The sequence below is a fragment of the Brevibacillus brevis genome (assembly GCF_022026395.1).
GTDB lineage: Bacteria > Bacillota > Bacilli > Brevibacillales > Brevibacillaceae > Brevibacillus.
In genome coordinates this window covers 2779520-2801256 of record NZ_CP041767.1, presented here as the reverse complement: position 1 = coordinate 2801256, position 21737 = coordinate 2779520, and the positions used below count along the sequence as shown (strand labels likewise).

Annotated in this window: 16 protein-coding genes; all 16 read right to left on the bottom strand. The window is 49.4% G+C overall.

All coding sequences use genetic code 11. The features are described from left to right. Positions 1–4: 4 nt before the first annotated feature. Positions 5–1057: a methylmalonyl Co-A mutase-associated GTPase MeaB gene (meaB, locus tag FO446_RS13885; RefSeq protein ID WP_173609336.1), complete on the bottom strand. Its 1053-nt coding sequence runs from the start codon at positions 1055–1057 to the stop codon at positions 5–7. Next, the gene (gene scpA / locus FO446_RS13880; RefSeq protein WP_173609337.1) at positions 1054–3225 is read right to left on the bottom strand and encodes a methylmalonyl-CoA mutase; all 2172 of its coding nucleotides are present in this window, start codon (positions 3223–3225) and stop codon (positions 1054–1056) included. The genes meaB and scpA overlap by 4 nt, the downstream gene beginning before the upstream one ends. Beyond that, entirely contained in the window at positions 3225–5348 is a 2124-nt protein-coding gene (locus FO446_RS13875) for a methylmalonyl-CoA mutase family protein (protein ID WP_237900904.1), read from the bottom strand. The genes scpA and FO446_RS13875 overlap by 1 nt, the downstream gene beginning before the upstream one ends. 31 nt (positions 5349–5379) lie before the next feature. After that, positions 5380–5895: an acetyl-CoA carboxylase biotin carboxyl carrier protein gene (accB, locus tag FO446_RS13870; protein ID WP_237900902.1), complete on the bottom strand. Its 516-nt coding sequence runs from the start codon at positions 5893–5895 to the stop codon at positions 5380–5382. Between the two features lie 208 nt (positions 5896–6103). Next, positions 6104–6751, bottom strand: coding sequence for a TetR/AcrR family transcriptional regulator (locus FO446_RS13865; RefSeq protein ID WP_007726477.1), 648 nt, complete (start codon positions 6749–6751; stop codon positions 6104–6106). Positions 6752–6830: 79 nt separating this feature from the next. Further along, positions 6831–7733 carry a M15 family metallopeptidase gene (locus tag FO446_RS13860; RefSeq protein WP_173609340.1) on the bottom strand — a complete coding sequence of 301 codons (903 nt, stop codon included), beginning with the start codon at positions 7731–7733 and terminating at the stop codon, positions 6831–6833. Positions 7734–7828: 95 nt separating this feature from the next. Further along, complete coding sequence (locus FO446_RS13855; protein WP_221867040.1) at positions 7829–9406, bottom strand: glutathione ABC transporter substrate-binding protein; 1578 nt, start codon at positions 9404–9406, stop codon at positions 7829–7831. Positions 9407–9502: 96 nt separating this feature from the next. After that, a complete protein-coding gene (msrA, locus tag FO446_RS13850) occupies positions 9503–10474 on the bottom strand; it encodes a peptide-methionine (S)-S-oxide reductase MsrA (RefSeq protein WP_237900900.1) in 972 nt (323 codons plus the stop codon). Positions 10475–10649: 175 nt separating this feature from the next. Further along, positions 10650–12029 carry a M20/M25/M40 family metallo-hydrolase gene (locus FO446_RS13845; protein WP_173609343.1) on the bottom strand — a complete coding sequence of 460 codons (1380 nt, stop codon included), beginning with the start codon at positions 12027–12029 and terminating at the stop codon, positions 10650–10652. A 31-nt stretch (positions 12030–12060) separates the two neighbouring features. Then, positions 12061–14076, bottom strand: coding sequence for a S9 family peptidase (locus FO446_RS13840; RefSeq protein WP_237900898.1), 2016 nt, complete (start codon positions 14074–14076; stop codon positions 12061–12063). Positions 14077–14081: 5 nt separating this feature from the next. Continuing rightward, the gene (locus tag FO446_RS13835; protein ID WP_221867043.1) at positions 14082–15884 is read right to left on the bottom strand and encodes a S9 family peptidase; all 1803 of its coding nucleotides are present in this window, start codon (positions 15882–15884) and stop codon (positions 14082–14084) included. Positions 15885–15964: 80 nt separating this feature from the next. Continuing rightward, positions 15965–17593 carry a peptide ABC transporter substrate-binding protein gene (locus FO446_RS13830; RefSeq protein WP_173609346.1) on the bottom strand — a complete coding sequence of 543 codons (1629 nt, stop codon included), beginning with the start codon at positions 17591–17593 and terminating at the stop codon, positions 15965–15967. A gap of 36 nt (positions 17594–17629) precedes the next feature. Further along, entirely contained in the window at positions 17630–18577 is a 948-nt protein-coding gene (locus tag FO446_RS13825; RefSeq protein WP_173609347.1) for an ABC transporter ATP-binding protein, read from the bottom strand. Further along, on the bottom strand, positions 18578–19597 hold the full coding sequence (locus FO446_RS13820) for an ABC transporter ATP-binding protein (RefSeq protein WP_173609348.1): 1020 nt from the start codon (positions 19595–19597) through the stop codon (positions 18578–18580). Positions 19598–19625: 28 nt separating this feature from the next. Then, positions 19626–20570, bottom strand: coding sequence for an ABC transporter permease (locus FO446_RS13815; protein WP_173609349.1), 945 nt, complete (start codon positions 20568–20570; stop codon positions 19626–19628). Positions 20571–20573: 3 nt separating this feature from the next. Next, a complete protein-coding gene (locus FO446_RS13810) occupies positions 20574–21506 on the bottom strand; it encodes an ABC transporter permease (RefSeq protein WP_173609350.1) in 933 nt (310 codons plus the stop codon). Positions 21507–21737 lie beyond the last annotated feature (231 nt).

Genomic DNA, 21737 nt, shown 5'->3' with positions numbered 1-21737 from the left:
CTCTCTATTCCTTTTTCATGATCGCATTCTCATAGATCGCCACTAATTGCTGTACGGCGCTCGTCGGTGAAATCTCGCCACTCGCAACGGCTCCTTCAATGGAGGGAAGCAGCTCGGCTACTTGCTGGTTGCCGAAAAAGGTCGCGCGCAAGTAGTCCTCAGCCATACTGTGCATCCAATCGAGTAGCTGCGCTTTGCGTCTTGCTTCGAAGCCACCTGATTGGATAGTGGTTTCACGAAATTGACCGATGACCTTCCAAATATCTTCAATGCCTTCCCCTGTCAGCGAAGAACACATGTATGCCTTCGTCTCCCAGCCAGTGGTTGCCGGCTGCAAGTAATGCAGAACACGATTGTATTCCCCTTTGGCGATCAAGGCACGCGTGCGGTTTTCCCCATCGGCTTTATTGATCAGCAGCGCATCCGCAATTTCCATAATGCCTTTTTTAATTCCTTGCAGTTCATCGCCCGCCCCTGTCAGCATCAAGAGTAAAAAGAAATCGACCATAGACCTGACTGTCGTCTCGCTTTGTCCGACCCCGACCGTTTCGACCAAAATCACATCATAGCCTGCTGCCTCACAGATCAGCATTGTTTCCCGCGTCTTCCGATTGACTCCTCCCAGCGTGCCGCCCGTGGCAGACGGTCGGATGAACGCCTGTGGATTGCGTGACAAGAGCTCCATCCGCGTCTTGTCGCCGAGAATGCTCCCGCGTGTAACCGTACTACTCGGATCAACGGCCAAAACAGCGACACGATGACCTTTTTCGCAGAGCATACTGCCAAATGCTTCAATGAACGTGCTCTTGCCCGCCCCTGGTACACCGGATATACCTATGCGTATGGAGCGACCTGTATGAGGAAGCAGCTGCTTGATCACCTCTTGGGCCATATCCATATGAGCGGGAGCATTGCTCTCAGCCAGTGTAATTGCCTGTGCCAAAACCGATCGGTTATTCTCTCGTACGCCCGTGACGTATTGGTCCACGGATAAGCGTGGGAGGCGTGCCTTGGAGGAAACGTTCAAGAAATTCTTGTCAGCCTTGCCCCCGGTCATTGTCCTGCAGCCTCCAAGCGATACACTACCTCTTGCAGAACATGCTGAGCTGCAACAGGAATGACTGTTCCCGGTCCGAAGATAGCTGCGGCACCATGCTCTCGCAAAAAGGCGTAATCCTGCGCTGGTATCACACCACCTATAACGACGACAATATCTTCGCGTCCCAGCTTTTTGAGCTCCTCCACCAGTTGTGGCAGCAATGTTTTATGTCCTGCCGCAAGCGAGCTGAAGCCGATCACGTGTACGTCATTTTCTATCGCCTGCTTCGCTGTTTCCTCAGGTGTCTGGAACAACGGACCGATATCGACGTCAAAGCCCAAATCGGCAAAAGCGGTGGCAATCACTTTCGCGCCCCTGTCATGTCCGTCCTGACCCATTTTCGCGATCATAATGCGGGGACGTCTGCCTTCCCACTGCTCGAATTCATCTGCCATCTTGCGCACAGCCGCTACCTCTTCGGCATCAGCGTATTCGGAACTGTAGACGCCGCTGATGGAGCGAATGACCGCCTTGTGTCTCCCGACGACCTTTTCATAGGCATCCGATATTTCGCCCAAAGAAGCTCTTGCTCGCGCCGCTTCAATGGCCAGCTCCAACAGATTGCCTTCGCCCGTTTTCGCGCATTCCGTGATGGCCTGTAGTGTTGCTTGCACTCTCGCCTCGTCACGGTTACTGCGCAGCTCCTGCAAACGTCTGATTTGCGCTTCTCGAACCGCTGTATTGTCGACTTCGAGAATTTCCAGCGGATCTTCTTTGTCCAGACGGTATTTGTTCACGCCAATTATGGCTTCCTTCGCCGAATCGATATGTGCCTGACGGCGTGCAGCCGCTTCCTCGATCTTCATTTTCGGCAATCCCGTCTCAATTGCTTTCGCCATACCACCAAGTGCTTCGATTTCTTCGATGTGCGCCCACGCTTTTTCCACGAGCTGGGCTGTCAAGGACTCGACGTAATAGGAGCCTGCCCACGGATCGACGACCTTGGTTATCTCTGTTTCGTCCTGCAAAAACAACTGCGTATTTCGCGCGATCCGGGCCGAAAAGTCTGTCGGCAACGCAATCGCTTCATCCAAAGCGTTCGTGTGCAGAGATTGGGTATGCCCCAGAGCCGCTGCCATGGCCTCGATGCACGTCCGCACTACGTTGTTATACGGGTCCTGCTCCGTCAAACTCCATCCGGACGTTTGTGAGTGTGTCCGCAGTGCCATCGATTTTTCGTTTTTCGGATGGAACTGTTTGATCAGATTGGCCCAAATCAGGCGGCCTGCACGCATTTTCGCCACTTCCATGAAGTAGTTCATGCCAATCGCCCAGAAAAACGACAGCCGCGGCGCAAACGCATCGATGTCAATGCCTGCTGCAAGTCCCGTGCGAACGTATTCCAAGCCATCTGCCAGTGTGTAAGCCAATTCAATATCCGCGGTCGCACCCGCTTCTTGCAGGTGGTAGCCTGAAATACTGATGCTGTTGAATTTGGGCATGTGCTTGGAGGTGTAGGCAAAAATATCGGAAATGATCTTCATCGACGCTTCTGGCGGATAAATGTAAGTATTCCGAACCATGTATTCCTTCAAAATGTCATTTTGGATCGTTCCGGTAAGCTCCGCCTGCGATACCCCTTGCTCTTCAGCTGCCACAATATAAAACGCCATAATGGGCAAAACCGCGCCGTTCATCGTCATGGAGACGGACATTTTATCGAGGGGGATGCCGTCGAACAAGATTTTCATATCGAGAATGGAGTCAACTGCCACGCCCGCTTTCCCGACATCACCAACTACCCGGGGATGATCGGAGTCATAGCCGCGATGTGTAGCAAGGTCAAAGGCAATCGACAGCCCTTTTTGTCCAGCAGCCAAATTCCGTCGATAAAAAGCGTTACTCTCTTCCGCCGTAGAAAAGCCGGCATATTGGCGAACCGTCCATGGCTGAGTCACGTACATCGTCGGATACGGACCGCGCGTATATGGTGGCAAACCAGGCATGTAGCCGAGGTGATCCATGCCCTCCACATCTTCCATTGTGTACAGAGGTTTTACAGGGATCTGCTCAAGCGTGTGCCACATTTGCTCCATTCCTTGTGAGTTTGAACCCAGTTGGGGAAACAAATCAGACACATCTCGTTTGGACTGATAAGCCATTTTTGAAAAATCAGGTCGCTTCATTATGAGCTCACTCCTATCCGCTCCTGAAGTTCTCTCAGCATCTCGTAGCAATTGGAACGCATGTGGATGCAATCATCTACACCGGCCGCCTTATAAGTAGCCAGCTGCTCCGCATCAGGCAAGCCTGCCAACAGAACCGTCATCTGAGGTACACGTTGCTTGATTGCATGAGCCAACGGTGGAACCTGCTCCGGATAACTCGCATCGTCTGAACAAACGACCAAGATCATCGCACCGGATGCCACCGCAGCTTCGGCCGCCTCTTCAGTGGTAGAGAATGCTTGCTTGCGCAAAACGTCAAAGCCGCCAACTGCAAAAAATTCTGCTGCAAAGTCTGCCCGGGCCTTATGCTTTGCCACTGGCCCCATCGTCGCCAAGAACACGGTCGGTCTTTTGCCTGTTGTTTTCAAGAAATCATCCGCTTGCATCCGCAAGGCTTCAAAGCGTTCGGATGCCCGGTGAATACGGAGTGGCTGAATGGTTGTCTCCACTGAATCTTCACGTTTCATGGCTTTGGCGATATCGCCCACAGTCGCTCCATGAAGCACTGCTTTTACTGCTTGTGCCACAAGCTCATCGGTATGTTTTGACAACGCATCTAGCTCTGCTGAAAGAAGAGTCGTGTCCTGTTTCTGCCGAAGGGATCGTGCTTTCTCTGCTCGCTCTTCGTAAATGCTCGGAAGACTCTCGGCCTTGAGTGGCTGCTCAGCCGTATTGGCATACATATTGGTTCCAACCAAACGTTTTTTACGCGTATCGATGCTCACTGCTTTTTGATCCGCGATCTGGGAGATCAAGCCTTGTGGGAAGCCTGCTTCTAAGGCGCTCAGCATGCCACCCTGCGCTTCTACCTGCTGGAACAGCTCCCATGCTTTTTTCGCTAATGCATCTGTGAGCCATTCTACGTACCAAGAACCTCCCGCAGGGTCGATCACTTTTGCCAAATGTGCTTCTTCTTGCAAAATGATTTGCGTATTTCTGGCGATTCTTCTCGAAAACTCATTGGCGGGGCGGATCGCTTCGTCAAATGCGGATACATGCAGACTGTCTGCTCCGCCAATGACGGCTGAAAACGCTTCTGTCGTGGAGCGAAGCATATTGACATACGGATCGTAGATTGTCTTCGTCCAGGCCGAGGTTCTGGCGTGAATCGTCATCTTTTGGGCTTCCGTTGATCCGCCGTAGGCCGCCACGATGTTTGACCAGAGCATTCTTGCCGCACGCAGCTTCGCGATTTCCATGAAGACATCAGAACCAATCGAGAATGAGAACTGCATCCGTGCTGCGATATCCTCTATGGAAAGCCTCCGTTCAAGCATCGCTTGCAAATAGTCGACACCTGTGGCCAGTGAAAAAGCCAGTTCGGTTACTGCATTTCCGCCGCCGTCCTGATAAGGATTACTTTGAACCAGGATCGTTTTCAGCGCGGGCGCATGATCTTTTGCCCATTTTGTCATGCTTGCCATAGCGTTATAAGCTATCTGCAAGGAACAAGGGAGCTTGCCCTCTGTTAGCAGAACCGCTACAGGATCTTGCCCGATGCATCCGCGAAGCTCGGTGACTTGTTGGCCTGTCGCTTCAACATGTGCCAAAAGGAGTGAAAGTATAGGCAAGCCAAGCGCCCCCGTGTTCACGTAAAGAGGGATCTCTGAAAGCTTCACCCCTTCAAATGCCTGTTCGATATCCTCTCGGCAAAAAACAGATACGCCTTTGTGACCAATCGTATCCGGCAATGCTTCGTCAGGGTCAAGTCCAGCCAATGTCGCATGATCCACTATCAGATGCAGCATCGTTTGTCCGCGCGCCAAGTCTTCTACGGCTGCCTGATTAAATGCCTTGGCACTCGTTGCGTTGATTTCCTGACAGACTTCCCATTTCTGTTCCTTTTGCCCGCCAGGCCGCTGATTCCCTCTATGAAAAGGCGCCTCTCCTGGTAGCGCTTCCAGATGCGGCAATGTTTTGACATCTTCGTACCGATAGATTGGCTGGCGAACAATTCCCTCGTACGAATGCGTCAGTAGCTTGGCATCAAAAGATGCACCCTTTAGCGATTTCTCTGCCGCTTCCCGCCATTGCTCGTAAGTGGGAACAGAGAATTCCTTGAACCATGTATGTTTGCTCACTCTTCCAGTCCTCCCCTTAAAAGCTGCTCCATTACGCCTGCTTCACCAGGAATAACGGCTGTCCGTGCTCGACCAACTGACCGTTTTCCACCAAGACTTGGACAATCTCTCCTTTTACTTCTGCTTCAATCTCGTTAAACAGCTTCATGGCCTCGACAATACAGACAATGGTAGTTGGCTCTACCCAATCATTTACGGATACATATGGTGCTGCGTCAACGGCTGGTGCTGCATAGAAGGTTCCGACCATAGGTGAAGTGATTTTATGCAAGTTTTCCGTCACTTCCGCCGATTTCTGGGGAGCTTCCACATGTACTGTTGCGACCGGGCGCTCAATCGTTTCTTTTTTAGGCAAAAGAACAGCGGGTGCCGCCGTCACGATTGGCGCGCTTTTCGTTTGTACGGGGGGCTGATGTACAGCTGTGACTTGGTTCCCATTTCTTCGTTTGATACGCAAAGAAGAATCCTCGTCATTTACCTCAAAAGATTCTATGTCCGTCTGCTCCAATAGCTTCACAAGTTCTCGTAATTCGTAAATGGTAAGCACGACTATTCCTCCCCTATTTCCGAATCTGACTGGCATAATTTCACGAACCGACTAGTTGGTCTTTTTGATATTATAACAAATGTCAGAATACTAGTACAGACCAACTAGTTGGTCTGATCGAAGGATTTTATAAGGGACCATCAAGCGACTATGCCCCTGTCTCCTATCGAAAAGCTTGAGTGTAGCCGCATGATCCTTGTTAGCATCCCTACAATGGCTTGAAGGGATTTTCTTGTGATTGCAGGAAAAAACGTTGAAAGGCCGGGTTTTCCATCGATTCTGATTTCAAAACGGAATGAAGAACCATATCTGCATAAATATCCGCGATTTGCTCGATCGAGTACGTCCCTGACTTTTGATACCATTTGTAAATCCAGTTCACCATGCCAAAAATAGCCATGGACACAATCGGCACAGGCAGCTCGGGACGGAACTCACCCGATTCGATCCCGTCCGAAATGACGGTGAACATAATTTTTTTATAACGATCCCGTTTCGTTTCAATATCCGTGTAGTACTCCGGAGCTAAAAACAAGCTTTCCTGATAAAAAATCGTAACCTGAGAGCGATACAGATCAATCATCATAACGAAGGATTTTACGATGGCTTGTAGTCTTTCTGTCGGGGTATCCCACTTCTCGTAAGCTTCCTCTGCTTTCTCCAGCACATACGTAATAAATTGATCATGAATGATGTAGAGGAGTTCATCTTTTGATTTGAAGTTGTGATAAAATCCTCCCTTTGACGTGCCGCTTTCTTTCACAATTTGATCCACAGTCACTTTGTGGTAGCCATTTGCTTCAAACAAGCGCATGGATGTTTCAATAATACGTTCTCTGATTGATTTTTCGACCATTATCTTCACCCGTGAACATTATAGCATAACTACCTAGCAAAAACGCCGATCTCTTCGGTGAGCGATCGGCGTTGTTTCTTTAATTCGTTGGTGTGGAAACAGGCACCGCACCTGAATACTCTTCAAGCGTAATCCCTTTTTCTCCGATTTCTTGCGCAATCTCGGTACCTACATACCGCAAATGCCATGGCTCATAAATATAGCCCGTAATCGCGTCTTTTCCCTCTGGGTAGCGAATGATAAATCCAAACTTCTCGACGTTTTCATCCAGCCACTTTGCTTCCTTGGTTCCGGCAAAGCAGCTCGTTGCAGCACATTTTCCATCCTTCCCAGAGACGTCAATCGCGAGTCCTGTCTCATGCTCACTCGTCCCAGGAACGGCACTGTAAGTCCGTGCCTTCTCTACGCCGTCTTTTTTTACATAGCGATTAAACAGCGCTTTCTGGTAGGCGTGGGAGCGATAGGCTGATACGCCAGCCAATTGGACACCGTCAGCCTGGGCTGCCGCAAATAACTGCTCAAGCGCACCCGCTGCTTCTTTGCGCATTTTGCGTTTCTCGCTCTTTTCAGGGAGTAGGTAAGGAACGTTTGGAAACACTAAATCATTTGGCTGATAATTTTCCGGAAGCTTGCGTTGTTTGTTCACCAGCACAGCAACACTCTCAGGCTCACCAACAACCTCGATGTCCGGGAACGATAGCTCAGGCGGCTGACCCGCTGGTGGCTTTTCTGCCGGTTTCGTCTCCGTTGGCTTCGCCTTCTGGGGTTGCTCCGGTTGTTCTTGCTTTGGTGTTTCAGCAGGTAGAGGCGTTGTCTCCTCCTTTGGCTTCGCTTCTTCTTTCTTTGGAGGAGTTGGCGTCTCCACGGATGGTGGTGTCTGTGGTTCTTGTGGAGCAGCACTACTGCTGCATCCAGACAATACAAATGTCAATGCCGTTACGAGTACAAGCGGATGCAAAAGTCGGTGTCGAAAACTTCTCATTGTAACGTTCCTTTCGTTTGGGAGCTGATCCAATTATGTAGGTAAAAAAGTACGTACCTATTATGACATAATTGACCGGCTTTTCGTTACATGTTTTATTGAGAAATCACGACCTGATCGAGATTCAGATAACCTGCCGGACTGATGGAGAAGCCCTGAATATGGTTGCTAATCACAGCCAAATTCTCCAAATTGCGAATCGGAACAACCAAAGCATCTTGCAGCTCCACTTCTTGTGCTTTTGCGTAGATAGCGAGTCTTTTTCCAGGATCTGTTTCGCTACGACCAGCCTCGATGAGACGATCCAGCCCGGGATTGCTGTATTGAAAGCTGTTGCCTGCCCCACCGCCTGATGTATGGAACAAATTGTACTGATTATAGTCGGCATCTCCGGTTGCATTTGCCCAGCCACTGACAAAAATCTCATGACCCTTCGTTTGCTCAATCGTTCGGACAAATTCATCGTAGCTGACGACTTTTAGCTCCGCGTCGATGCCGATTCCTTTTAACTGCGACCGTATCACTTGGGCAACCAAAATTCGATCCCGTCTGTTGTAGGTAATCATTTGAATGGGAAAACCATTTGGATAGCCCGCCTCTGCGAGCAACCGACGCGCTTGGTTGATGTCGTACGGGTAGCTTTTCACAGTTGGACTGTAACCGAACACATGCGGTCCAATCGGTGAATTCGCCTTTGTTCCCACATTGTTATACACCCCTTTAATGATCGCTCCCGTCTCGATCGCCATACTGATGGCTTTCCTCACACGGAGATCATTCAGTGGTGGCCGTGATACATTAAACCCGATAAACTCCGTCCCAAGCGCATCACTGCGGTAGACACGCATCTGGTTGGATGCTTGAATTCGATCCAGCTCCATGACAGGGATCGACTCTGCCACATGTGCTTCTCCATTCTCGACCATCGCAATGCGAGCCGCATCATCGGGAACAACCTTGAAAATGACATGATCAAGCGTGGCTGCCTCGCCCCAGTAGGACTGGTTTTTGCTCAACGTGATTTGACTGCCATGCTCCCATGATTGGAACCGATAAGGGCCAGTACCAACCGGGTGCTGCGATAATTCCCGCCCGTATTTATCGATTGCCGTAGGGCTAATGATGCTCCCCTCGTGACTGGCCAAAATAGAAAGCAATGGCGCAAATGGCTTGTGAAGAATAAATTGCACTTTGTACGGATTGATGACTCTTACCTGCTTTATTTTATCGAACATGGCTGCTCGGGGAGAAGCCACCGCCGGGTCTAATACGCGATCAAATGTTTTCTTGACTGCCTCTGCATGAAAGGGTGTCCCATCGTGAAAAACAACGCCTTGTCGGAGAGTAAACTCCCAAGTAAGATCGTCGATTTGTTCCCATGCCGTTGCCAGCTGTGGCTGAATGTTCATGTTCCGATCTCGTTTGACGAGCCCTTCATACACTTTTCCTTGGACGACACTCGCCTCATTGATTGTCAAAATAAAATGAGGATCGAGATTTGCCGCATCTGACATTCGTGCAATGATTAACGTCCCACCCTCGACAACATTTTGGGGTGTCGGTACGATTTGATTGTTGTGAGGCGACTCCTGACCGAAAGAACAGCCTGCCATAACCATGATTGCTGCGAGTAACAGTCCAATTCTTCTGTGTAAGAATGTCTGTGTGTTCATTGGACCCTCCCTGCATGCTCTTATGTCTACCTAGTTGTATGTTTAGCAAAAAGACCGCCCTTCTCCCATGTTTCCCAGAGAGTAGCGGTCCACACTCTATTCTTTTTCAAATAATCGCTTATACTCCCCGAACCCTTCTTCCTCCAAACGATCCTTCGGAATGAAGCGCAATGCAGCTGAATTGATGCAGTAGCGCAAACCATTTTCCCCAGGACCGTCCTCGAAAACGTGGCCGAGATGAGAATCTGCCTCTTTGCTGCGAACCTCTGTACGAATCATATTATGGGTCAAATCCACATGCTCGGTTACGTTTTCCTCTTGCAAGGGCTTGGTAAAGGATGGCCATCCGCAGCCAGAATCGAATTTGTCCAAGGAACTGAACAAAGGCTCGTTGGAGACGATGTCTACGTAGATGCCCTCTTCCTTGTGATCCCAGAATTCATTCGTAAAAGGACGTTCTGTCCCGTTATTTTGCGTCACTTCGTACTGAAGCGGAGTCAAGATTTTTTTCAACTCTTCTTGCTTCGATCGGTCGCGCCACGCTTCCTTGGTGAATTTCGCTCTGCCTGATGCCGCACGGTAGTATTGGTAGCGGACCGGATTTTTCTTATAGTAGTCCTGATGATATTCCTCCGCCGGATAGAACGGCTTGGCTGGCAAAATCAGCGTTGCAATGGGCTTCGGGAAACGACCGCTCGCATCCAGCTCTTGCTTGGATTTTTGCGCAAGCCTTTCTTGCTCTTCATTATGATAGAAGATCGCTGGCGCATACGATTGACCTCGATCACCGAATTGACCACCAGCGTCAGTCGGGTCGATTTGCCTCCAAAACATTTGCAGCAATTCCTCATAGGAGATGAGCGACGGATCATAGGTGATTTGGACGGCTTCATAGTGTCCCGTCGTATCAGAGCATACCTGTTCATAGGTAGGGTTTTCGACATGACCGCCTGTATAGCCGGAGACGACTTTTTGAATGCCTGGCATCTTGTCAAACGGACTGACCATGCACCAGAAGCATCCGCCTGCAAAGGTTGCGATTTCGAATGGATGTGTATCGCTGTTCACGCATTTCGCCTCCTGTAGATGTATGTACATTATCATTTACGATTGTACATGGTTTGCAAAAGCAAAGTCCACTCTGGAAGTGCTATGAGGGGGTTCCAAATCGAAAAGGAGACCTTTTTACACGAGAGGTCCCCTTTTCGCTATCGGATTGTATGATCATTCCCTTTGGATGTTGCTACTCTGACAACGCTTTGGCAAATCCAGAGAGCATGACAACCATATGGGCAATACCTTCCTGGAAGTCTTTCAAACGGATAGATTCATTCGGCGCATGTACTTTGCAGCCAACCCAGCCTACCCCTGTACTGACAACCGGAAGCTTTAGCTGTTCCCCGAAAATATACATCGGACCTGTGCCTGCCGCGTTTGGCGAAAGTACTGGCTCCTGATCGTAAATGACGCGGGCCGAATCCAGTACGTGAGCAACAAATGGATGGTGGAAATCGGAGCGATACGCTCTTTGCCCGTTGATCATGGTGACGGTAATATCCGTAAAACCATGCTTCTCCAAATGATTTTCGATGCAATTCATGATGTGCTGTGGATCTTGTCCTGGGACAAGGCGGCAATCCAGCTTGGCCTTCGCGCTTTTCGGCAGCACTGTCTTCGAGCCCTCTCCTGTATAGCCGCTCTCCAGACCGCAAATGGTCATGGTCGGATGGAACACCATAGCTTCTCGTGGGTCCACGTTGTTTGCCGCGGTAATCAGTGGGCGTTTCAAACCGTATAGCGCTGCTGTCGCCTCTTCACTGAACGGCAATTCAGAAACGACTTTCTTTTCATCCGCTGTCGGTTCCTCGATCCCGTCGAAAAAGCCTTCGACCAAAATCTCGTTTTGCTGATTTTTCATCGTCGCTAATGCCTGTACGAGGCGCCATGCTGCATTGTCTACATACGCACCGACAGAGGAGTGCATGTCGATATCTGCTCCAACGCATGTCAGTTCCAGGTACGCCATGCCTTTGATCCCGGCAACCATGCTGATTCGCTCATTCTCGTCTTTTCCACCGAATTCCCAAATGCAGGCATCCGCCTGGAAAAGCTCCTTGTACGCTCGAAGATATGGCTCCAGATTCGGGCTGCCAATCTCTTCTTCTCCTTCGATCAGAAACTTGATGTTGCAAGGCAGACCACCCGCTTGCTGCTGCAAAATCTGAATCGCCGTCAGACGGGCAACGAGATCACCTTTATTGTCGGCAGCACCACGCGCATACAGCTTTCCATCGATGATCGTAGGATCGAACGGTTCCGTGTTCCACTCATGAAACGGTTCAGGTGGTTGAACATCGTAGTGATCGTAAAAGAGGATCGTTTTGCTATCGTCTCCTTCACTGCCTGCTGCAAAAAACCCATACACGACTGGATTACCGCCAAGATTGTCGAGTACCTTTGTCTCTCCGCCAAGCTCATGAATCATCTTGACCACGTATTCAACTGTCTCAGGAATGGCCTGATGCTGCGCGGATACAGTAGGAAAACGCAAATATTGCTTCAAGTTCTCGATTGCATGCGGCAACTTTTCTTGTACGATACCTAAGACTTGTTCTTTGTTCACGATCGGGCACCTCCTATTGACATTTACCTGCTTATTCGACTTTCTCTTTCTGGTGTGCGACCAAATAGCTGTCAAACCAATCCGTCGTATATTGCAGTCTCAATACACGTTGCTCGGGATCACCACTGCGGGAAAGTTCATGACTGGCACCCGGGAAGCGGACAAACGACACCGGAGCCTTGCCTTGATGCTTCAATGTTACATAAAGCTGCTCGGCCTGTTCGATCGGGCAACGATAGTCATGTTCGCCATGCATGATCAATAGAGGCGTCTCGACGTTCTCTACCAAGCGAATCGGTGAATGCTGCCACATTTTTTCCGGATTCGTGAATGGATTTGCCTGAATCTCTTCGGCAGTGAAAAAGTAACCGATATCACTGACCCCGTAAAAGCTAACCCAGTTGCAAATACTCCGATCAGTTACACCCGCTTTGAATCGATTGGTTTTACCGACGATCCAGTTCGTCATGAAGCCACCGTAGCTGCCGCCTGCGACACCTAAACGATCCTCATCGACAAAATCGAAATGATCGCATGCAAATTGCACCGCCGTCATCAAATCGCGGTAATCGTTTCCTCCATAGTCTCCGCAGCACGCCTGAACAAAACGCTCTCCGTAGCCAAAGCTCCCCCTCGGATTCGTATAGAGTACGGCGTAGCCTTTTGCAGCCAGCAACTGGAACTCGTGGAAAAACGTATTTCCGTACATGGAGTGAGGCCCGCCATGAATTTGCAGAACCATCGGGTATTTTTTCCCTTCTTCAAAACCGACAGGCTTGAGCATCCAACCGTGCAGCCTCCAGCCATCCTTTGCGACAAACTCCATTTCTTCTGGAACAGCAAGCTCAATGCCCGCAAATAGCTCTTCGTTCAGCGCTGTTAAACGTTTTTCTTCTCCGTCCTTCAGACTTATTTGATACAAGTCGCCCGGCGTAAACGGGTCACTGATAGCAGCAACCACCGTTTGTTCGTTTTCATGCAGCGAAAAGCCGTAAATATTCCGGTTGCCCGTTACGACATTCGTGACCTGTCCGTCGAGTGTTACGTGATAAATGCCGGAATTTCCTCGTTCGCTTGCGATAAAATACATGCCGTTTCCGTCCGTTGTCCATACAGCGCCTGGATTTGGGTGACCAGGCGAGCGCATGTCTCCGATGGTAGAATCGCCAACCTGTACATCCCAATCCGCTGTGAGGCAAGTATAATCGCCCTTTTCAAAATCATATACCCAGATGCGCTTCTGTGCTGCGTACAAATGCGTGTCCAATTCACTTCCGATATACGCTAACTTCTTACCGTCGTGTGACCAGGTTGGATAGGCAAAAATACCTTTGCTGTTGGTCAGCTTTTTCCATTCTCCCCCTTCAAAAGGGATGAGAAAAACGTCAACACTATGCTGAAAATCAGGGTCTTCTGCTCGGTTTGCCGTAATGGCAAGCCATTTTCCGTCCGGCGACCAGGAGCCAATCGTATGATTGTATGGGCCATCGCTGAGTGGTGTAACCTCGCCTGTTTCGACATGAACAATGGCCAGTTGCTTGTTTTTCTCGTAAATGAACCCGAGATCATCGGATTTGTACTTCAATCTTCCGACATGAATGGCTTTGGCCCTTCCTTTTTCCTCTGTTCCCTCGAGGTCTGTGAATGTTTCACCCTCATCCAAGAGAGACGAAAAGACAATGTATTCGCCGTCAGGTGACCAAGTCGGATTGCTGACGCCGTTTTTGCAATGTGTGAGCTGCCTTGCTTCTCCTCCGGTTGCATCGATCAGCCAAATCTGTGGTTTTCCAGATCGATTCGAGACAAAGCTAATCTTTGAACCATCCGGCGACCAGCGCGGAAAGGTGTCGCGGGAGCCAGACGTCAGAGGCTGTGGTTCATTCGCATCCAATTTGCGTAAGAACAAGTGATTTTGGTATGAGTGGGACTCATCGATTTGATTTTCCACATAGGCAAGCGTTTTTCCGTCTGGTGATAGCTGTGGATCGCTCGCGTACCGCATTTGATACAAATCTTCAGCCGTTATACCTCTTTTTGCTTGCGTCATCCTAATCACTCCTCGATTTTATGGGTGGATGCAAGTTGCTCCAAAAAGAACTGGGAAATCTTTTGATTCAACGTGATGTGATTGTCCAGCTTTTCGGTAAAGTGGCCTTCATCCTCAAAAATGTGCAAATCGACTTCTTGTCCCCTGCCTCTCATGTCTGCTACGAGCTGTTCCGCTTCGCTGACAGGAACGCGCGTATCATTGCGTCCATGGAATACGAGAAGCGGAGCCGTGATCTTATGGGAGTGATTCAACGGAGCAATTTCTTCAAAAAAGTCATCGTCTTCGCCGAGGAACCCGTACTCCACCTCACGCAATCTCCTTCTCCATTCCCCGGTGTTCTCCAAAAAGGTTTTGAAGTGGGAAATCCCCACAATATCAACACCCGCAGCCCACAGGTCAGGGTAATGCGTAAGCGCAGCCAGTGTCATGAAGCCTCCGTAACTGCGACCCATGATTCCGATCGCATTCGGGTCTACGCTTGGGCGGTTGCCTAAATCTTTGACCAGCCAAGCCAAATCTGCTACAGAATCCATCCGCTTGCGACGATCATCGAGCTGAACATATTCCCGACCATAGCCCATGCTACCGCGAACATTCGGTGCTACCACCGTAAAGCCTTCGTTCGCCAAAAATTGAAAAACGGGATGATACTCCGGGCGAATTTGGCTCTCTGGCCCGCCATGGACATAGACGACGACTGGTTTTTTCTCTGCATGTTCAGATGTATCTTTGGCATAGAGGAAATACGGCACTTCCAAGCCATCGAATGAGTAAAAGGTGCACAATTCCGGCTCGATGAGTTTATCTTCCAGAGCATCAGATTGACCAATGTTCGTCACACGTCTGCTGGTTTTCTCCGAAATGGTGTACGTCCAGATGTCGCCCGGAAGTGTAGGGCTTTTCAGTGTATAGGCGAGCTGATCATCACTCACCCACGCCAAGGAAGAGATCACTCCTCGTGGTGCTTCCTCTACCCGCTCCCAGCTTTGCTCTGTCAAGGAATAGAGAGCAAGAACGGAGTAGCCTCCTTCATTGATCGTGAAGGCAAGAAGTGTCTCATCGGGAGATAATTGGGCCTCCTCAATGTCCCATTTCGGGTCGTGCACCAGTTTGTCCAGCTCTCCTGAATGCAGGGAGAAGCGGCACAACGCTTTGGTGTTTTCATCACGGTTGGTTACGAGATATCCTGTTTTGCCTTCATTAGACAGTACCAAGGAATGGTAGCGCGCATGTTTGCTGCAAATGGCGAGCTTTTGTGCTTCCTTCGTTTGCAGATTCAACAAATACAGGCAATTGTCAATGTTGGTCTCCTGCACGCTGAAAATGAGTCCTGTCCCGTCTGGCAGCCAGCCGATTGGATCTGTGCGCCCATCATAGCGAAAGACTTCCTCATACGCACCACTCTCGACATCCTGTATAAAAATATCAAAGCTGCGCGGATTGCGACGATTGCTGGACCACGCGATTTTTTGCCCACACGGTGACCAGCCCCCCAAATAGTGAAAGTAATCGGGTGCGTCCGTCAGCGGTTTTACAACTGCACCATTGTCGGTCAGCAAAAAGAACTGCTGCCGCTCGTCTCCCTTGTTGTCCATACCGACGATCGTTTTCGTTCCACATGGGGAATGGTCAACCTCTACCACACGATCAGGCAAGAAGGTCACTTGCTCCGAGCAATTGGACGCTTCATTCCAGCGCCACAACTGCGCAATACCTGTCAACTTCGTTAAAAAGGTAATCTCTCTACGCTGCGGTACCACCTTCAATTGATACGCGGATTTCACTTGCAGATAGTCCAAAATCACGAGAAATCATCCTTTCCTCTTTGGCTAGATGCACGTTGGAGTATGTAAAGAGAAAAAAGAGGAGAAGCTCCTCTTTTTTTCTATTTTTTCGTTGCCCAGCGAGCGCTTGGGAACGCGTTGACTGGGAAAGTGAGACCTTCCAGATTCGGTTTCACCAAATAGTTTTGCTGGTAGTGGTAGACTGGAATAAACGGCATTTCATCCATCAAAACGGCTTCTGCCTGATGAAGCAGTTCCATACGCTTGTTCGGGTCTTGCTCAACTTTTGCCGCCATATTCAACTGATCATACTCTTTGTTCACCCAACCAGTACGGTTGTTCGGGCTTTCACCCAAATAGTAGTCCAGGTTAAACGCAGGGTCGTTGATTTGACCTACCCAGCCCATACGGCCCATTTGATAGTTCTTTTGTTTCGTTGTGTCCAGATACACTTTCCACTCTTGGTTTGTCATTTTCACTTCTACGCCCAAGTTTTTCTTGAGCATTTCTTGGATCGCTTGTGCTATTTTCTTGTGGCTTTCATCGGTGTTGTACATGAGTGTTACTTCTGGCAATGTGGACCAGCCTTCTTCTTGCATACCTTCCGCCAGCAACTTCTTCGCTGCTTCGTAATCTTCTTTGAAGTAGTCTCCACCCTCTTCGCGGAAGTCTTTTCCGTTTGGTTGCATCGCTCCACGCGGAACCATGGAGTAAGCTGGTGTCTCTCCACCTTGGCTCACCATTTCGGACAGTGCTTTACGGTCGAGTGACATGGCGAATGCTTTGCGAACTTTTTTATTCGTAAATGGTTCTTTCGTTACGTTAAACATGTACATGTACGTACCGTAGTAAGGAACGGATTTAAAGTCTGGGCTCGATTTTTCTTGCGCGAGGATGTCAGATGGCATCTCTTTGTTGAAGTCGAGCTCACCGCTCTTGTACATCTGATAAGCAGTCGTGGCGTCATTCACCATTTTCCAGGTGATCTTTTCCATTTTTACGTCCGCTTTGTTCCAATAATGCTCGTTCTTTTCAATAACGAGCTCGGAGTCATGTTTCCAGGATACGAGCTTGTAAGCACCGTTGGAGATGTAGGTATCCGCATTTGCTGCCCATTTTGGATTGGCTTCTGCCTGCTTCTTGTTGATTGGGTGCCAGTAACGGGTAGCCAGCATTTTGTCAAAGTACGATGTAGGTGCGACCAGCTCGATTTCGAGCGTTTTTGCATCCACGGCCTTGATACCAACATCCTCGGCTTTTCCTGTGCCCTTGTTGTATGCTTCTGCTCCTTTAATGTAATAGAGCAGGTAAGCCGTAGTCGAAGCAGTGGCTGGATCAAGATGCTTCATATACGTGAAAGCAAAATCCTCGGCTGTCACTGGCTCGCCGTTTGTCCATTTCACATCATCGCGCAAAATGAACGTGTACTTCAGCTTGTCATCGGACAGCTTCACTTCCTTGGCTTGTCCCAGGATCGGATTGCCGTCCTTATCCTTGGTGTACAAGCCTTCCCCCAAGTGATCCATGATCCAGAAGGACGTGGTATCCGTCGAGGTGAGCGGGTTCAAGTCTGGCGGCTCAGACTTGGCATTGAACACGACTTCTTGTTTGGCAGCAGCGCCTGGGGTAGTGGTACCTCCAGTCGATGCTGACTCGCCACTACCGCCGCAACCAGCTAAAGCCGGGATGACGAGCGAGAGCGACAGGGCAAAGGCAGCTAATTTCTTCACGTTGTTTCCCCCTATATATTAAGATAGAAAATCGAACTACTGATAGAGATGACAAGCAACCCAATGGTTCGGTGCGGCTTCCTGCCATTCAGGAACCTGTGCCGCGCATTGCTCCATGGCCTTAGGGCATCTTGTTCGGAAAACACAACCGCTCGGAGCATTGGCAGGACTCGGCAAATCGCCCTGCAAAATGATGCGCTCCCGCTTGATTGTCGGATCAGGAATCGGAATCGAGGACAGCAACGCTTGTGTATATGGATGAAGTGGCTTTGCGTACAACTCGAAGCTGTTTGCCATTTCTACCATTTTGCCGAGGTACATCACACCGATTCGAGTGGAAATGTGTTTCACCATGGACAGATCGTGGGCGATAAACAAGTAAGTCAGTCCCCTGTCCTGCTGCAAGTCTTCCAATAGATTCACGACCTGCGCTTGAATCGACACATCAAGCGCCGAAATCGGTTCATCCGCGATGATAAATTCCGGCTCGACCGCAAGTGCCCGGGCAATCCCGATCCGCTGTCTTTGGCCTCCGCTGAATTCATGGGGAAATCGGTTCGCATGTTCCTTAGAAAGACCAACTAGCTCAAGCAATTCTTTGACGCGATCCGCTCTTGCACCACGGGACAAGCCGTGAATATCCAGGCCCTCCGCAATAATGTCCATGACGGTCATGCGCGGATTCAGACTTGCTTGCGGGTCTTGAAAAATCATTTGGACGTCGCGGTGGAATTGCTCTGCCTCTTTTCCTTTTAAGCGATGTGCATTTTTGCCTTTGAACAAAACTTCTCCATCTGTATTTTCATAGAGTCGAATCATCGTTCTGCCCAACGTCGACTTCCCGCAGCCGCTCTCTCCAACAAGTCCGAGCGTCTCGCCGCGATGAATGGTGAAGGTCACGCCGTCGACTGCTTTTAGCGTAATCCCATTGCCGATCTCAAAATGCTTTTTTAGATTTTTGACTTCAACCAACGCTTGGCTCATCTACGTCTGCCTCCCTGCTGCCACCAGTTCTTCCAGCTTCGGTGCGCGTGGATCATGTAGCCAGCATGCAGCTTCGTGACCCTCGGTGAATGTGGAAGCATCCGGCATTTGCTGCTCGCATATTTCCATCGCAAACTGACAACGCGGAGCGAACGGACAACCTTTTGGCGGGTGGAATAAATCTGGCGGCGTTCCCTCAATCGGTACCAGGCGTTCCTTTTCCACACCATCGATCCGCGGCAGAGAGCGCATTAAGCCCCATGTGTACGGATGCTTCGGATTTGCGAAAATATCCTCTACCTTGCCCGTTTCCACCACAATTCCTGCGTACATAACCACGGCCCGATGCGCGATTTCGGCAACGACACCCAGGTCATGTGTAATCATCACGATGGAGAGCTGCTGCTTTTCCTGCAATTCCCGGAGCAAGTCCAAGATTTGTGCTTGAATCGTTACATCCAACGCTGTCGTCGGTTCATCTGCAATGACGAGCTTTGGATCATTGGCGAGAGCAATGGCGATGACGACACGTTGCCGCATTCCCCCGGAAAACTCATGCGGGTATTGATCCACTCGTTTTTCCGGATCGGGGATACCGACCAACCGAAGCATCTCCATCGCTTTTTTACGCGCCTCTTCTTTGCTGACCTGCTGGGTACGAACAAATCCCTCGACGATTTGGGCGCCGACCTTCATCGTCGGATTCAGTGCCGTCATCGGGTCCTGAAAGACCATCCCGATCTCAGCTCCACGAACCGATAGCAATTCCTTCTTACTCATCCCCGTGATGACTTTTCCGTCAAAACGAATCTGACCATCCACGATTCTTCCCGGCGGGTTCGGGATCAAGCCCATGATCGCTTGGGCGGTTACACTCTTTCCACAACCGCTCTCCCCTACTACCGCAAGCGTCTCGCCACGATCAACATGAAAGGTAACTCCCCGTACAGCCTGTACCTCTCCACCGTACGTTTTGAAATGTACGCGGAGGTTTTCTACTTGCAGCAAATGATCCGCCATGTCTGATCCTCCTATCTTCGTGGCGAGGTTACTCGCGAATTCTTGGGTCCAATGCATCCTGCAAGCCATCACCGAAAACGTTGAAGGCAAACATCGTCAATGAAATCATCAAGGCCGGGAAGAAAAGTCTCCACCAATCCCCTGTCAAAATGACGCCGAGTGCATCGTTAGTCATCGTCCCCCAGCTTGCGATTGGCGCCTGCACACCCAGTCCTAAAAAGCTGAGGAAAGATTCTGCAAATATCGCCGACGGAATGGTAAACGTCAAGTTCACGATGATGACTCCGATGGTATTCGGAATCAGGTGGCGTAACAGAATGCGCGGGAATTTGGCACCCAGCACTTGCGCAGCCATGATGAACTCCTGGTTTTTCAATTGCAGGATTTGTCCCCGAACGAGACGAGCCATTCCTACCCAACCGGTTGCGGACAATGCGATGATGATGGTAACAATGCCAGGCTCCATGACAACCATCAGCATGATAACCACGAGCAGGTATGGCAATCCGTACAAGACCTCGATTAACCGCATGATGATGGTATCGATCCGGTCTCCCTTTTTGCCTCGACCAGCCATGTATCCGGCAATACCGCCGACCGTCACTCCGATGATCAAGTCAATTAATGCTGCCGATATTCCGATAATCAGTGAAATCTGCGCTCCGTACCATGTACGTGAAAACATGTCGCGCCCCAGCTCATCTGTTCCGAACCAATGCTCGCTCGAAATTTCCTGATTTGCATTTAAAAGGCTCTGGTCGGAATAACTGTACGGAACGAGATGTGGTCCAATAATCGCCATGGCAATCAATAAAACAATCAGAGTCAAACCCACCATGGCCAGCTTATTTCTGACGAGCTTTCTCGTTACTTGTTGAAAATGAGTCAGGCTCGGTCGCATCTGGGCGATCTGTCCATCTGCTTTTTGAGCTCTAGGTCTAAACAACTCATTTACTGATTGATCTACCGCCATTGGCTACCTCCCCCTGCTCGATAGTTTGATTCGTGGATCGATGAACATATAGGCCAGATCAATCAAGAAGATAATGAGCACCAAGATGGCACTGTAGAATACTGTTGTTCCCAGAATAACGGGATAATCTCGATTGAAAATGCCATCGACGAAGTATTTGCCGATCCCTGGTACTGCAAAGATCTTTTCGACGACGAACGTTCCGGTTAACAGCCCCGCGATGAGAGGTCCCATAAACGTGACGATCGGCAAAATCGCGTTGCGGATTCCATGCTTGACCACTATCAGAAAAGTCGGAATTCCTTTTGCCTCAGCGGTCCGTATGTAATTCTGGTTCATCACGTCGATCATGCTCGTCCGCATATAGCGTGTAATGATCGCTAAAGGACCAAAAGCAAGTGCGAGTGAAGGCAGAACCGAATGTTTCCAACTGGTAAGCGTCGCTACTGGGAATAACGGCCATTTGATTGCCAAGTAATTAATGAGCAATGGCGCCATGATAAAGCTGGGTACAGCAATTCCTAATACCGCCATGACCATTGCCGCATAATCAATCCAGGTATTTCGGTTTAATGCCGCAATTGTTCCGAATAAAAGTCCGAAAAAAAGGGCAACCGCTATCGCCTGCAAACCGATCATTGCAGATGCTCCGAAGCCATCTTTGATCATATCATTGACACCACGTGTCTCCGACTTAATAGAAGGTCCTAAATCGAGCATGACCAAACTTTTTAGATAAAGCAAATACTGCATCGGCAGCGGTTCATCCAAATTGTATTTGGCACGCAGATTCATCAAAATTTGCTCGGGCAACTGATCTGACTCCGACGCGAATGGATCACCAGGGATCATATGCATCAGGCTAAAGGTCAACGTTACAATAATCCACAAGGTGAGTACCATCATCAGAATTCTTTTAAGTAAATAACGTGACATCTTATAAGAGCCCCCTAGTCCAGACTTGCAAAAAGATTAAGAAAATTAAACGCACCCTCCTTTTGAAAAACCTTTAACGGAAATTGACCTAAAACATTCCTTAATTCAACAATATAGTGCCGTGATTATTTAATGTCAATTCTGATTTTTTTATTTTTTACATCGATTTATAAAGGAATTTGCTGAAAGTTGTCAAATATAAAACAATTAATACGGAAATTTTCCCTAAAA

Excerpts from the sequence above, each read along its gene's own strand:
- FO446_RS13815 (WP_173609349.1), bottom strand. The coding sequence starts at position 20,570 with ATGGCGGTAGATCAATCAGTAAATGAGTTGTTTAGACCTAGAGCTCAA.
- scpA (WP_173609337.1), bottom strand. The coding sequence starts at position 3,225 with ATGAAGCGACCTGATTTTTCAAAAATGGCTTATCAGTCCAAACGAGAT.
- FO446_RS13840 (WP_237900898.1), bottom strand. The coding sequence starts at position 14,076 with ATGACGCAAGCAAAAAGAGGTATAACGGCTGAAGATTTGTATCAAATG.
- FO446_RS13810 (WP_173609350.1), bottom strand. The coding sequence starts at position 21,506 with ATGTCACGTTATTTACTTAAAAGAATTCTGATGATGGTACTCACCTTG.
- FO446_RS13865 (WP_007726477.1), bottom strand. The coding sequence starts at position 6,751 with ATGGTCGAAAAATCAATCAGAGAACGTATTATTGAAACATCCATGCGC.
- FO446_RS13820 (WP_173609348.1), bottom strand. The coding sequence starts at position 19,597 with ATGGCGGATCATTTGCTGCAAGTAGAAAACCTCCGCGTACATTTCAAA.
- meaB (WP_173609336.1), bottom strand. The coding sequence starts at position 1,057 with ATGACCGGGGGCAAGGCTGACAAGAATTTCTTGAACGTTTCCTCCAAG.
- FO446_RS13860 (WP_173609340.1), bottom strand. The coding sequence starts at position 7,733 with ATGAGAAGTTTTCGACACCGACTTTTGCATCCGCTTGTACTCGTAACG.
- FO446_RS13855 (WP_221867040.1), bottom strand. The coding sequence starts at position 9,406 with ATGAACACACAGACATTCTTACACAGAAGAATTGGACTGTTACTCGCA.
- FO446_RS13825 (WP_173609347.1), bottom strand. The coding sequence starts at position 18,577 with ATGAGCCAAGCGTTGGTTGAAGTCAAAAATCTAAAAAAGCATTTTGAG.